Genomic DNA, 13,619 nt, shown 5'->3' with positions numbered 1-13,619 from the left:
ATGCATCACCTTGAAACGTGCTGGGTTAGAACCCGCAGAAGCAATACGCCAGCGACTTCACCGGCGTGCCCCCGGCCTTGCTGTCATGCACGGCGTCTTCGACGAAGCGCAGCTGGGTATCCACTTCCGGCAGCGAGCGCGCCAGCATGGCGCGTGCCATGGCCGAATCGCCCAGCATCCAGGCGCCCATACGGCTGCCGGCAAAGCCGCTCATGAACTGCGAGAACGGCGTGGCCGGCTTCTCGACATAGCGCACGCGGAACTTGCCCTTGCTCAACTTTGCCCGATCGGCCGCATCGGCCACTGCCTCCTGCATGCCGCCAAACGCATCCACCAGGCCGTGCTGCTTGGCCTGCGCCCCGCTCCACACGCGACCACGGGCGACCTTGTCGATGGCGTCCACCGACTGGTGACGCGCCTGCGCCACCTTGCCGGTGAAGTCGGCATAGCCCTTGTTGATCACCGCCTGGATGACCTGGCCGGCGGCCGGGTCCAGCGGACGGGTGATGTCGAAGGCACCGGCAAACCGAGTGGTGCCCACACCATCGGTATGCACGCCGATCTTGTCCAGCGCACGGGTCAGATTCGGCACCATGCCGAAGATGCCGATCGAGCCGCTGATGGTCGACGGGTCGGCATAGATGCGATCGGCATTCATGCTGATCCAGTAGCCGCCCGAGGCGGCCAGATCGCCCATCGACACCACTACCGGCTTGCCGGCCTGCTTGAGCGCGACCACTTCGCGACGGATCTGCTCGGAGGCGAACACTTCGCCGCCGGGCGAATCCACGCGCAGCACCACCGCCTTGACCTCTTCATCGTCGCGCGCCTGACGCAGCAACGCGGCGGTCGATTCGCCACCGATGCGGCCGGCCGGCTGCTCGCCACCGCTGATCTCGCCGGCCGCCACCACCACGGCCACCTGCGGGCGGCTGTCCATCGAACGCCGCGCCTGCAACTGGGTGAGATAGCTGGCGAAATCGATGTTGCGAAAGCCGGCATCGGCATCGCTGTCGGCCACGCCGCGCTTGGTCAGCAGCGCATCGACTTCTTCGCGCGTCTTGAGCCCGTCGACCAGCTTCTGCTGCAACGCGAACTTGGCCAGGTCGCCACCGGCGGCGGTCACGCCTTCGGGCAGCGTGTCGATGCCGGCGGTCAGCTGCGCCGGGGTGAGCTTGCGTGCGGTACCGACGTCAGCCAGGTAGCGCTGCCACACGTCGTTCATCCAGAACAGATCCGCTTCCTTGGCGTCGGCCGAGGCCGCGTCGAGGATGTACGGCTCGGCAGCGGACTTGTACTCGCCCACGCGGAACAGATGCACGTCCACGCCCAGCTTGTCCTGCAGGCCTTCGCGGAAATACTGGCGATAGCGGCCAAGACCTTCCAGCAGCACGCTGCCCATCGGGTCCAGATAGACCTCGTTGGCCTGCGCGGCCAGCAGGTACTGGCCCTGGCTCATGCTCTCGCTGAAAGCCACGATCTGCTTGCCGGAGGCGCGCAGCTTCTGCAACGCTGCGGCGACTTCGCGCTGCGAAGCGAAACCGGAGGGCTGAAACTTGTCCAGGTTCAACAGCACCCGCTCGATCTTGCGATCCTTGCCGGCTGCCTCGATCACCCGCACCAGGTCACGCAGCTGCACCTCTTCGGCGCTCTTGTCGCCGACTGCCTTGGCCAGCGACCGGCTCACCGGGTCGGCGCTGAACTGTTCGACCAGGGTGCCTTCCGGGTTGATCACCAGCGTGGTGCGCTCGGCCAGCGGCTTGGTGCCGTCGCCACGCGCGATCGCCACCACAAACAGCAGCAGCATCAGGAACAAAAAGCCGAAAAACGCCAGGTTGAAGATCAGGCGCCGGGTGAAATTCATCACATCCCACAGGCCAACGAAGAAACTGGCGATGGGATTGCGACGCACGGGGTGGTTCATGGAAAACTCCGTCGAAATGACGCTGCATGCAAGTAATGCTGCCCAGCATACCGGCTGCGCAGCACGCACGGCATGCGCTGGAAGTCAGGGGGTCGCGTCGGCAGTCAGGCGCCGGCTGGTCTGGCGGAAACGCAGGCCCATCAGGATCGACGCCACGGTCAGGCCCAGGATCAGGCCGATCCACATGCCTTGCGGTCCCCAGCCAAGGCCCAGGCCGAGCCCGGCGCCGATCGGCATGCCCACACCCCAATACGAAAACATCGCCAGAAACATCGGCACGCGGGTGTCCTTGAGCCCGCGCAACGCCCCGCTCGAAAGTACCTGGATGCCGTCGGGAAACTGGAACGTGGCCGCATACAGCAGCAGCACCGAGGCCAGCGCCGCCACCGCCACATCGTCGGTATAGACACTCACGATGGCGTCGTGGCCCAGCAACAACACGCTGGCCGACAACGCCTGGGTGCCCAGCACGATGGCGTAGCCGGCCCAGGCCGCACGCCGCATGCAGAGCGGATCGCCGCTCCCCACCGCATGCCCCACCCGCACGGTGGTGGCCTCGGCCACGCCCATCGGGATCATGAAACACAGCTGCGCGACGTTGATCGCGATCTGGTGCGCGGCCGCTTCGGTGGAGCCGAGCCGGCCGATCAACAAGGCGGTGACGATAAACAAGCCGCCCTCCATCAGCACGGTGATGCCGATCGGCAGGCCGGTGCGCAGCAGATCGCCGATGGCGCGCCAGCGCGGCCCTTCGAGATGATTGAACAATTCCAGATGCGCGAAGCGGCGCGAGCGCCACAGATACAGCGCAAACGCGAGTGCCTGCACCCACATGGTGATTGCCGAGGCCATGCCCAGGCCTTGCGCACCGTGCTCGGCAACACCGAACTTGCCGTAGGTCAGCGCATAGCCCAGCGGCGCCAGCACCAGCAAGCCACCGAAGCCCAGCACCATGGTCGGCAGCGTCCAGTGCATGCCCTCGCTGAGATAGCGCATGCAGAAGTAGAACGTCAGCGCCGGCCCGCCCCAGCGCACCGCATGCAGGAAGTCGGTCGCGCCCGGCACGATGTCCGGCGCAATCCCGAAGGTGGGCAGCAGCGGCGGCACCGCGCTCAGGAAGGCGAACATCACCGCGCCCAGCCCCAACGACAACCACAACGCCTGGCGGAACAACGGGCCGATTTCGCGCTGCCGGCCGGCACCGACCAGTTGCGACACCGAGGCAGTCAACGAGATCAGCGTGCCGATCGGTACCAGCATCGGCAGCCACAACAACGAAGTGCCGATAGTGACCGCCGCCAACGTCGCGGTGCCGTGGTGGCCGGCGATGACGTTGTCGACAAAGCCAATGAGGCCGGTGGAGACGTGGCCGAGCACCAGCGGCAGCGCGAGCAGGCCGGTGGTGCGCACTTCCGCAGCGAAGCCTGGCGTCGCGGACGTGGGTGCAGAAGAAACAGACATGACAAACCGATCGCTGCGCGGACTACGGCCGTGCCGGGAGGCGCTGGCACCGGGTCGCGCGGGGCCGACATCTTACCCGCACTGTGCGACGCGGGTCAGTCAGCCTCCCATGCGCCAACGGCGCGTGGACGCGCGACGATGCGTTGAGGGTTTCGACAGCGAGGGTTTCGACATCAGCGCGCCAGCTGCCGCTTCAACCATGCATTGCGCGTTGCGGGCGCTTCGGCCAGCAAGGCATCGCGCAAGGCATCGCGGTCCTGCGGGGGAGTGCGTTGTGTCAGCAGCGCCAACTGCTCCAGCTGCCCGGCATCCAGGCTGCGCAGCACGTTCAAGAGTGCCTCGCGCTGCGCCGGCGGCACGTAGCCGATCAACGGCTGCAACGGGGAATAGAACGCGCCCAGCTGCGAGCCCAGTCGCCAACCGTCGCGATGCAGGCGATCCATGACGGTGAACTGCGTGCGTAGTGCGCGCTGCTGGTCTTCGGGCAAGGCCTGCAGACGCTCGCGTGCCTGCCGCAGCACCACCCGATCGGTGGCGGTGAGCCCTTTCCACGCGGCATAGCGCGCGCGCAGCTCGGCCTGCTGTGCAGGCGTCAAGGCGTCCCAGCGCGCGCGTTGCTGGGCGGCACTCGGGGTGGCGGAAGTTGGAGCTGCGGGCGTTGACGTCGCGGAAGTCGAGACTGTGGGCGTCGGGGCGCTGGACGGTGCGGCAGCGCTGCCTTCTTCCAACGGCGTCGGTAAGGCTTGCGCACCGGCCAAGTCGATAGCGGCGCACAACAGCAGGCCGCACCACTTAATTGTCGTCATCGACGGTCTCCATCGGGGCGGCAGGCTGCTCGGCGGCAGTAGCGGTGGCGTGCGCGCCGGATTCGTCGGCCGGCACCGGATGGCCGGCCGCATACCAGGCGTAGAAATCCGCCGCGCGCGCCAGCTCCAGATCCGGGTCGGCCAGCATCGCCTGGTCGCGCGGGTCCATGCCCGGGGTTGCCACGGCGTCCGGCAGATTGGCGGCGGGAAGTTCTTCCACCAGCACCGGCGCGGCGTCGGTGACATGCAACACGCCGGCCGGCGCCTGCGAGACCGGCTCGGGCGGCAGGGCGGGCCGGCGATGCGTCCACCACCAGCCCAGCGCCGCGAGCAGCAGTGCCAACGCCAGCACGGCCAGCACGATGCCGGCGTGGCGGCGCGAGATCCGTGGCCAGTGCCACTGACGGGCAGCGCGTGCACGCGGCGCAGTCGGACGACGCGGCTCGGCAGCGGCAACCACAGGCGCGGCCGCCGCCGGTTGCAGCGGCATGCCGGCCAGGGCCGAATCGCGGAGTTGCCCCAGTCGACTCACCTGGGCTGGGGTGAGTTCGCGCAACTCCTGCTGCGCCGCCTCGGCCAGCACCCGCCAGGCCTGCGCGTCCGGATTGCCGGCCGCATCGCGCGGGCAGGCGCGAGCCAGCGATTGCCGATACGCCGCCACGTCGATGCCCTGCACCTCGCTGGCGGGGTCTTCTTCCAGCCCGGCCACGATGCGCAGCAGCAGCGCCAGCCGGTCGGTGGTCTGCATCCGGCCCAACACGGTGAACGGCGGCAGCCAGGTGCCCGGCATGGGTTCGCGCCGCAGCGGCGGGGCAGCTGCCAACAGGCTCCAGAAGCGCATCGGCCAGCCGGCCATCGAGCGTCCTGCCGCCTGGCTGCTGAAAGCACGCAGCGCCGCCGCCAGGGCCCGCTCGGCCGCTGCCACATCGCCGCACTGCAATTGCGCGAGCACCAGACCCCGACGTTCGACCCCACGCAGGAAGGCTGACAGCGCGGCGGGGGTGACAGGGGCGTCGGGGACTACGGTCATGGGAACTCCAGCATCGGCCGGCATGATACCGGCGTCACGGCCCCCGCCAACGGCTTGACAGATCGAACCGGCCTCGCTCCGCCCTCACGCCGGCCACGCCCATCACCCGTGCGGGTTGTGCACAGCGGCAGACATACCGATACGCAGGCGTCTGTCAACTGTTGATTTTTCTTTGTTGCAATCGTGTTTCACGCCTAAGTGATTGATATTGATCAACTTATGCGTGTTGGCTAAAAAATGTCCAAGAGGTTGCAGAGGCTAGTGAATCCGCCTTCAACGCGTGGAGCACGAGACTAATTCACAGGTTTATCCACAGGCAGTGTGGATAAACCCGTTTCCTTAACCCTCACATAGGTTTACGTCGTATTTATCACTTGCGTCACAGAAACGCGCCGTAAGCCGAGGTGCCGATTTGGGCCGATTTGGAGCGCGACTGCCGGCCTCTGGACAGGGTCGGTAGACTGGCCGGATGTCTTCGACCGTCGCCACCCTGCGCGTCGCCTTGCCGGTGCCGCTGCCCCAACTGTTCGACTATCTGCCCCCGGCCGATGCCCCGTTGACCGATCCGGCGCGGCTCGGCTGCCGGGTGCGGGTGCCGTTCGGGCCGCGCGAGCTGGTCGGCGTGGTGGTGGAAATCGGGCAGTCAGCCTCGGCCGAAGGGCTACGCCCGGCCTTGGCCTGGTGTGACGATGCCCCGCTGCTGGTCGACGAGCTGGCCCGCTCGCTGCACTGGTTGGCGCGCTACACCCACGCCCCGCTTGGCGAAGCCCAGGCCAGCGCCCTGCCCGGCCCGCTGCGCCGCGGCGAGCCGCTGGCCGACACCCACGCCTGGGCCTGGCAGCTGACCGAAGCCGGGCGCACTGGCGCCGCCAGCCTGCGCACGGGTAGCCGGCCCGCCTTGCTCGCCGCCCTGCTGCTCACCGGTGCGGTGGGCGAAGAACAGCTGGACCCATTGCTGCCGCAATGGCGCGAGGCCGCGCGCAGCCTGGCCAAGCGCGACTATGCCGAGCGCGTGGCGGTACCCGCCGACGCCATCCCGCCACGCCCCGGCAGCGGCCCGCAGCTCAACGACGAACAACAGGCTGCCGCCGCCGCCGTTCGCGCGCATACCGGCTTTGCCACCTATCTGCTCGACGGCGTCACCGGCAGCGGCAAGACCGAGGTCTACCTGCAGGCGATCGCCGATTGCCTGGCCGCAGGCCGCCAGGCGCTGGTGCTTGTGCCGGAAATCGGCCTGACACCGCAGACCTTGGGCCGCTTCCGCGCTCGCCTGGGTGTACCGGTGCACGCGCTGCACTCGGGCCTGTCCGATGGCGAACGCGCACGCGTCTGGGCGGCCGCCTGGCGTGGCGAGGCCAAGCTGATCGTCGGCACCCGCTCGGCGATCTTCATTCCGCTGCCCAAGGCCGGACTGATCGTGGTCGATGAGGAACACGACGGCAGCTACAAGCAGCAGGACGGCATCCGCTATCACGCCCGCGACTTCGCGCTGGTGCGCGGCAAGGCGCTGGATGTGCCGGTGATTCTGGGCAGCGCCACGCCCTCGCTGGAAAGCCTGCATAACGCCTATTCCGGCCGCTACCAGCATCTGCGCCTGTCGCGCCGCGCCGGCGAAGCGCGTCCGCCGCGCGTGCGCGTGCTCGATGTGCGCAAACGCCCGCTCAAGGACGGGCTGTCGCCAGAGGTGCTGGCCGGCATCGGCGCCACCCTGGCGCGTGGCGAGCAGGTGCTGGTGTTCAAGAACCGCCGTGGCTATGCGCCGGTGCTGCTGTGCCACGACTGCGGCTGGACCGCCGCCTGCCAGCGCTGCAGCACGCCACTGCATCAGACCCCGATGACCGTGCACGCCGGTGGGCGCCGTCTGCAATGCCACCACTGCGGCGCGCGCCAATCCGCACCGCTGGCCTGCCCGGCCTGCGCCAGCCTGGCGCTGCAGCCGCAAGGCATCGGCACCGAGCGGCTGGAAGAACGCCTGACCGAGGCGTTTCCGGAGTTTCCGGTGGTGCGTATCGACCGCAGCACCACCCAGCGCCGCGATGCGCTGGAAACCCAACTCGCCCGGCTCGGCACCGAAGCCGGCATCCTGGTCGGCACGCAGATCCTGGCCAAGGGCCACGACCTGCCGCGGCTGACCATGGTGGTGGTGGTCGGCATCGACGAAGGCCTGTTCTCCGCCGACTTCCGTGCCGCCGAGAAACTCTCCCAGCAACTGATCCAGGTCGCAGGACGCGCCGGGCGCGCAGACCGCCCCGGCGAGGTCTGGCTGCAGACCCATCACCCCGAACATCCGCTGCTGCAGACCCTGGTCAACGGCGGTTATCACGCCTTTGCCGATGCCGAACTGCAGCAGCGCGAAGCTGCGGGATTTCCACCTTTCGCGCATCTGGCGCTGTTCCGCGCAGAGGCCAAGGATGTGGCGGCCGCCAATCAGTTTTTGATGGCAGTGCGTGGCTTGACCACGTCGGACAGCAGCGCCGAATCGCCCGCGTTTGCCGCAGTGGAATGCTACGGCCCGATGCCTGCACCGATGCCGCGCCGTGCCGGTTTCCAACGCACGCAGTTGTTGTTGTCTGCGCAACAGCGCTCGGCCCTGCATCGTTTGCTCGATGCGCAATTGCCGGCCATCTATGCGCTGCCGCAGGCACGGCGCGTGCGCTGGTCGCTGGATGTGGACCCGATCGATCTGTATTAGTGCAGGGCATGCCGCACACGCGGCTGCAGCCAGACTCACGTTTTGCGCGCTGTGCCCAGGTCCTTGATCGCGCATGGTGTGATCTTTTGTAGGAGCGCACCTGGGCGCGATGCGGCATTACCGGCACTGCCATCGCGCACGGGTGCGCTCCTACAAACAAACGCGAGCCAACAGGCCGTACGTGTCCTCACGCTTTTGTAGGAGCGCGCCTGCGCGCGATGGGGCATTGCCGGGAATGCCCTCGCGCACAAGTGCGCTCCTACAAACAACGCCAGACCAGCAGACCGCGCGATGTACGAGGCCCACTTCTTTGCAAGCAGCGTTTGATGTCGTCGACGCGTGTGGTGCCTGCAATGAATCACGCCGGCCTGAGCGGAGACCTGAAACTCACGTCAGCGCCGTCATCACTCCACGCTGGTACGCGGGCCGCGCGCGCAAGCGCTGATACCACGCCTGCAGGTGCGGCAACTCGGGTCGGTCGATCGGCATTTCGAACCATGCGTAGATAAAGCTGCCGAGCGGAATATCGCCCATCGCGAACTGTTCGCCGGATAGATACGGCTGTTGCGCCAATGCCGCATCGGCGCGTGCAAGCAGTTCGCCCGAGCGCATCAAAGCAGCGGCAATACTTGCGTGATCGCGCTCGGCCTCGGCGGTGCGCAGCACGCCCCAGAACAGATCGCGAAACACGCCGGCAAACGTCGAGGTGGTCCAGTCCATCCAGCGGTCGCCCAGCGCGCGTTCGGCCGGCGATTGCGGATACAGGGCCGGCGCGTACTGCGCGGCCAGATAACGCACGATCGCGTTGGATTCCCATAGCACCAACTCGCCATCCTGCAGCGTCGGCACCACGCCGTTCGGATTCAACGCGCGATATTCGGGCGTGTCGTTACCGCCGAAGGCACCGCCCACTTCGATCGAGGTATATGGCACCCCCGCTTCTTCGGCGCACCACAGCACCTTGCGCACGTTGCTGGAATTGCGACGCCCCCATAACGTGATCGTTGGTGTCTGCGCGGTGGGCTGCGTTGCAGCAGGTGCCATGGTCATTTCCCTGCCGCCGGCTTGGACGTCGCGCGCGCCGCAGGCTTCGCAACCGAGGCTTGTGCTGACCCAGCAGCAGCGGACTGCGCAGCCTTCGCACGCCCGCCCTTGGGCGCATCGCGTAGCCACAGCGCCTGCTCGTCCTGCTTGATCTCGAACAAGCCGATCGCGCGCACCAGATCGCTGAGCTTGCGGTAGCCGTAGTTGCGCGGATCGAACGAGGCCTGGTTGGCCACCTGCTTGCCCACCGCACTCAGCAGCGCCCAGCCATCGTCTTCGCGGGCACTGTCGATCGCGTTGCGTAGCATCTGCACCAGACGCGTATCGCTGCGCAACGCCGTGGCGTCCTTGCGCCCGGCCGCGGTGTCGCCGGCTGCTGCAGCTTGCTCGCCCAGCGCTTCGACGTAGGTGAACTTGGAGCAGGCGTTGACGAACGGCGCCGGGGTTTTCTTCTCGCCGAAGCCGTACACCTTCATGCCATCGGTGAGCAGACGCATCACCAGCGGGGTGAAATCCGCATCGCTGGAGACGATGGCAAACCCGTCCAGATTGCGCGCGTACAACAGATCCATCGCATCGATCACCATCGCCATGTCCGAGGCGTTTTTGCCCGAGCTATAGGCAAATTGCTGGATCGGGCGAATCGCGTAATCGTGCAGCGCCGCTTACCAGTTTTTCAGGTGCGGGCTCTTCCAGTTGCCGTAGGCGCGGCGCACATTGGCCACACCGTAGCGCGCCACTTCGGCCAGCACCACGTCGATCTTGCCGGCCGGCGCGTTGTCGGCATCGATCAGCAAGGCGATGCGTTTGTCGGGGTTGTCGATCATGCTCATTGCTCCCAGGAATCGGCAGAGTCGGTTTCGGTTTCGGTGTCGGTTTCGGTGTCGGTTTCGGTGTCGGTTTCGGTTTCGGTTTCGGTTTCGGTATTTTCAGCATCTACGGCCGGCAGCGCGTATTCGCTGCCATCGCGCATGGTCAGCGTTCCGTTGGTCAGCGTCTCGCTCTCAGCGCCGACACTGACCCAGGTCGCGTGCACGCGGCCACTGCCGCGATCGCCTTCCACGTTGAACACGAAATCATCGCCGCCCGGTGCAAGACCGGTGCGATACAGATCCACCCGCATCGTGTGGATCTGGCCGATCTGTTCCTGCACCACCGCATCGTCCTGCAGCGCAGCGCGCGCCTGATCGGCAAACAACGACCAGCCGGTGGCGATCAACCAGAGCAGCGCACCGATCACCAGCATGCCGAACAGCATCAGACACGCCAACACGCCGATCAGGCCGAGCGCGACCCCGCTGAGTGGCTGTTTGACGGCAAGCGAGGGCGTCGTCGATGCCGTTGCGGCAGGCAACGCGGACGGCGGCACGGAAGACAACGGCGGCAAAGGCGGTGGCAGCGACGACATGCGATGACCGGGTCGATAAGATGCGACATGATGCCGCAGGCAGGCCGAATTCAGGCGTCATGTTCAGTGCAAATGCGGCATGCTGATGAGCCCGCGTCGCATTCCATCGGACTCTACGATGACTTCTCCTCCCTCCCAAGCTCCACTGCATCTGGTCGTGGTTGGCGGCGGTTTTGCCGGCTTATGGGCAACCCGCGCGCTCGACGATCCCGGCATCCGCATCACCCTGATCGACCGCCAGAACCATCACCTGTTCCAGCCGTTGCTGTATCAGGTCGCCACCGCCGGCCTGTCGGCACCGGATATCGCCGCGCCGCTGCGCCACATCCTGCGCGAGCAGCGCAATGTCGAAGTGCTGCTTGGCGATGTGGCCGAAATTACTCCAACCCGTCGCGAAGTGGTGCTCGCCGATGGCAACACGCTCGGCTACGACATGCTGCTGCTGGCCACCGGCGCCACCCATGCCTACTTCGGCAACGACCAGTGGGCCGAGCATGCACCAGGCCTGAAAACGCTGTACGACGCGCTGGTGCTGCGGCGCAAATTGCTGCTGGCCTTCGAGCGTGCCGAAGCCGAATCCGACCCCGCCGCACGCGCGGCCTGGCTCAGCTTTGCGGTGGTTGGCGGGGGCCCGACCGGCGTGGAACTGGCCGGCACGCTGGCCGAAATCGCCCGCCATACGCTCAAGGACGAATTCCGCCATATCGATCCGCAGCAGGCGCGCGTGCGTCTGGTCGAAGCCGGCCCGCGCGTGCTGCCCTCGTTCCCGGAAGATCTCACCGACAAGGCGCGCAAGCAGCTGGAACGCCTGGGCGTGGAAGTGCACACCGGTACACCGGTGACGCATATCGACGCGCTCGGCTATCAACTCGGCGACACCTTCGTGCCCGCGCGTACCGTCGTCTGGGCCGCCGGCGTGGCCGCCTCGCCGCTGGCGCGCACCCTGGGCGTGCCGCTGGATCGCGCCGGTCGCGTGCTGGTGCAGCCGGACTTGAGCGTGCCCGGCCACCCGGAGATCTTTGTCGGCGGCGATCTGGCCTCGGTGCAGCAGGATGGCCGCCCGGTGCCTGGCGTGGCGCCGGCGGCCAAGCAGATGGGCAAGCACATCGCCAAGGCGATCCGCGCGCGCCATCGCGGCCAGGCCACGCCGGCGTTCCGCTATCAGGACTACGGCAATCTGGCCACCATCGGCCGCATGGCCGCCATCGTGCATGTGGGCAAGCTCAAGCTGTCCGGCATCGTCGCCTGGTGGTTCTGGCTGGCCGCGCACGTGTACTTCCTGATCGGCTTCCGCAACCGCTTCGTGGTGCTGGTGAACTGGGCAATGGCGTACTGGAGCTACCAGCGCGCCGCACGCATCATCTTCGGCGGCGCAACCGACGACCCGCCGCCCAACAGCAAAGACGGATGACAGTGCGACGGGCGGTGCGCGATGCTGTCCCGCCCGTTCCCACTGCGGCGCCGTGACCACTCTCCTGTTCCTGCTGGATCTGCTCGGCACCTTCGTGTTCGCCCTCAGCGGCGCCACCGTGGCGGTGCGCAATCGCCTGGATCTGTTCGGCGTGCTGGTGCTGTCGTGCGCGGCGGCGGTGTCCGGCGGGATCGTGCGCGATGTGTTGATCGGCGCCACCCCGCCGGCTGCGTTGGTGCATCCGCAGTATCTGCTCATCGCCTGCCTGGCCGGGGTGGCCGGTTTCCGCTGGCATGCCGCAGTGGAACGGCTGCGCAACCCGGTGCAACTGTTCGACGCAGCCGGGCTGGCCTTGTTTGCGGTCTACGGCACCAGCAAGGCGCTGGACTATCAGCTCAGCCCGCTCAGCGCGACTTTGCTCGGCATGCTCAGCGGCATCGGCGGCGGCATCGCGCGGGACCTGCTGGTAGCGCGCACGCCGGTGGTATTGCAGGCGGAGCTATATGCAGTGGCCGCACTCGCAGGCGGCGGCCTGGTCGCGATCGGGCATGTGCTCGACGTGCCGCAAGCCTGGTCACTGGCAACCGGCGCCGGCGTGTGTTTCGGCCTGCGTTTCATGGCCATCCGCTATGGCTGGCATCTACCGGTGGCGCGTCTGCCGGAATAGCTGTCGTCGGCCGAAGCGACAATGCCGGGCGCATCACCCGGACGGTTCGTCAGCTTCTCGAAGGACATGAAAACTGCACACCTGCAACGCAAACGGCCCGGAAAACCGGGCCGTTTTTGCAACCTGACGCGCGTGATCGAACCGATCAGGCGACGAACAGTGCCTTCATCTTCTTCAGCGCGTTCGCCTCGATCTGGCGGATACGCTCGGCCGACACACCGTACTCGTCGGCCAACTCCTGCAAGGTCACCTTGGAATCGGAATCCAGCCAGCGACGCTTGACGATGTCGCGCGAACGCGTATCCAGACCGGACAGCCCTTCACGCAACAGCTGCAGCTGGTTGTCTTCGCTGTCGTGACGCTCGTAGGCCTGCGACGGGTCTTCCTCGTTGGCGACCAGGTAGCTCACCGGCGACGGCGGGCCGTGATCGTCGTCTTCGTCGGAGGAGGCGTCGAAGCCGATATCGCGACCGGACAGACGCGACTCCATCTCCATCACTTCGCGCTCGGAGACATTCAGGTCCTTGGCAACCGCAGTCACTTCGGAGGCATTGAGCCAGCCCAGACGGGTCTTGGACTTGCGCAGGTTGAAGAACAGCTTGCGCTGCGCCTTGGTCGTGGCGACCTTGACGATGCGCCAGTTCTTCAGGATGAACTCGTGCATTTCGGCACGGATCCAGTGCACTGCGAAGCTGACCAGGCGCACACCCATTTCCGGGTCGAAGCGCTTGACCGCCTTCATCAGGCCGATGTTGCCTTCCTGTATCAGGTCGCCCAGCGGCAGGCCGTAGCCGTTGTAGCCGCGGGCGACATGCACCACGAAGCGCAGGTGGGAATGGACCAGTTCGCGCGCGGCGTCCAGATCCAGCTCGTCGCGGAAGCGACGGGCGAGATTCTGTTCCTCATCGACCGACAGCACCGGGATCTGGTGCACGGCACCGATGTAGGCGTCCAGCGAACCGAGCGCACTGGGAATCGGGAGATTGTTTGCCACAAGGGCAGTCGAGGTAGTCTGGTTCATAGGCACCATCTTAGCAGTCGAACTATTGGACTGCCGGGTACAGTAAGAGTTCCCAGCGTTCCATTTATAGGACGTTCGGGCTTTTGACCATACCGGCGTTCCAGCGGCCAACTCCACGAATCGATGGGTAAGTTATCACCGCCACGCTGCGAAGA

10 protein-coding genes and 1 pseudogene are annotated in these 13,619 nt (G+C 66.6%); 3 read left to right on the top strand and 8 right to left on the bottom strand.

The features are described 5' to 3' along the window. Positions 1-25: 25 nt before the first annotated feature. The 4 genes from sppA to XcyCFBP4188_RS05000 all read right to left on the bottom strand — a co-directional run bounded on the left by sppA (position 26) and on the right by XcyCFBP4188_RS05000 (position 5,221). Positions 26-1,924, bottom strand: a complete 1,899-nt coding sequence (gene sppA / locus XcyCFBP4188_RS05015) for a signal peptide peptidase SppA (protein ID WP_006453151.1) — start codon at positions 1,922-1,924, stop codon at positions 26-28. 84 nt (positions 1,925-2,008) lie between these two features. Then, complete coding sequence (locus XcyCFBP4188_RS05010; protein WP_043911263.1) at positions 2,009-3,385, bottom strand: MATE family efflux transporter; 1,377 nt, start codon at positions 3,383-3,385, stop codon at positions 2,009-2,011. Positions 3,386-3,558: 173 nt separating this feature from the next. Beyond that, positions 3,559-4,191 carry a DUF3106 domain-containing protein gene (locus tag XcyCFBP4188_RS05005; RefSeq protein ID WP_043911260.1) on the bottom strand — a complete coding sequence of 211 codons (633 nt, stop codon included), beginning with the start codon at positions 4,189-4,191 and terminating at the stop codon, positions 3,559-3,561. Next, positions 4,178-5,221 (bottom strand): hypothetical protein, encoded by a 1,044-nt coding sequence (locus XcyCFBP4188_RS05000; RefSeq protein ID WP_006453148.1) that lies wholly within the window; start codon positions 5,219-5,221, stop codon positions 4,178-4,180. Before XcyCFBP4188_RS05000 ends, XcyCFBP4188_RS05005 begins: the two co-directional genes overlap by 14 nt. A 469-nt stretch (positions 5,222-5,690) precedes the next feature. On the opposite strand from XcyCFBP4188_RS05000, the gene XcyCFBP4188_RS04995 reads away from it, so the two are divergent. After that, entirely contained in the window at positions 5,691-7,913 is a 2,223-nt protein-coding gene (locus tag XcyCFBP4188_RS04995; protein ID WP_006453147.1) for a primosomal protein N', read from the top strand. 387 nt (positions 7,914-8,300) lie between these two features. Here the strand turns inward: XcyCFBP4188_RS04995 and XcyCFBP4188_RS04990 are convergent, their stop codons facing one another. The 3 genes and pseudogenes from XcyCFBP4188_RS04990 to XcyCFBP4188_RS04980 all read right to left on the bottom strand — a co-directional run bounded on the left by XcyCFBP4188_RS04990 (position 8,301) and on the right by XcyCFBP4188_RS04980 (position 10,365). Continuing rightward, positions 8,301-8,963, bottom strand: a complete 663-nt coding sequence (locus XcyCFBP4188_RS04990; protein ID WP_282433348.1) for a glutathione S-transferase family protein — start codon at positions 8,961-8,963, stop codon at positions 8,301-8,303. Further along, positions 8,960-9,790: pseudogene (locus XcyCFBP4188_RS04985) on the bottom strand (NYN domain-containing protein). Before XcyCFBP4188_RS04985 ends, XcyCFBP4188_RS04990 begins: the two are co-directional and overlap by 4 nt. Beyond that, positions 9,787-10,365 carry a hypothetical protein gene (locus tag XcyCFBP4188_RS04980; protein ID WP_104591728.1) on the bottom strand — a complete coding sequence of 193 codons (579 nt, stop codon included), beginning with the start codon at positions 10,363-10,365 and terminating at the stop codon, positions 9,787-9,789. The pseudogene XcyCFBP4188_RS04985 and the gene XcyCFBP4188_RS04980 overlap by 4 nt, the downstream one beginning before the upstream one ends. A 118-nt stretch (positions 10,366-10,483) precedes the next feature. On the opposite strand from XcyCFBP4188_RS04980, the gene XcyCFBP4188_RS04975 reads away from it, so the two are divergent. Continuing rightward, the gene (locus tag XcyCFBP4188_RS04975) at positions 10,484-11,776 is read left to right on the top strand and encodes an NAD(P)/FAD-dependent oxidoreductase (protein WP_043911253.1); all 1,293 of its coding nucleotides are present in this window, start codon (positions 10,484-10,486) and stop codon (positions 11,774-11,776) included. Positions 11,777-11,828: 52 nt separating this feature from the next. After that, entirely contained in the window at positions 11,829-12,443 is a 615-nt protein-coding gene (locus XcyCFBP4188_RS04970) for a trimeric intracellular cation channel family protein (RefSeq protein WP_006453142.1), read from the top strand. 145 nt (positions 12,444-12,588) lie between these two features. Here the strand turns inward: XcyCFBP4188_RS04970 and rpoH are convergent, their stop codons facing one another. After that, positions 12,589-13,464, bottom strand: a complete 876-nt coding sequence (rpoH, locus tag XcyCFBP4188_RS04965; RefSeq protein ID WP_006453141.1) for an RNA polymerase sigma factor RpoH — start codon at positions 13,462-13,464, stop codon at positions 12,589-12,591. Positions 13,465-13,619 lie beyond the last annotated feature (155 nt).

This window comes from Xanthomonas hortorum pv. cynarae (assembly GCF_002939985.1).
Taxonomy (GTDB): Bacteria; Pseudomonadota; Gammaproteobacteria; order Xanthomonadales; family Xanthomonadaceae; genus Xanthomonas; species Xanthomonas hortorum_D.
Note: the sequence above shows the minus strand (reverse complement) of the source record. Positions and strands in the feature narration are given on the sequence as shown.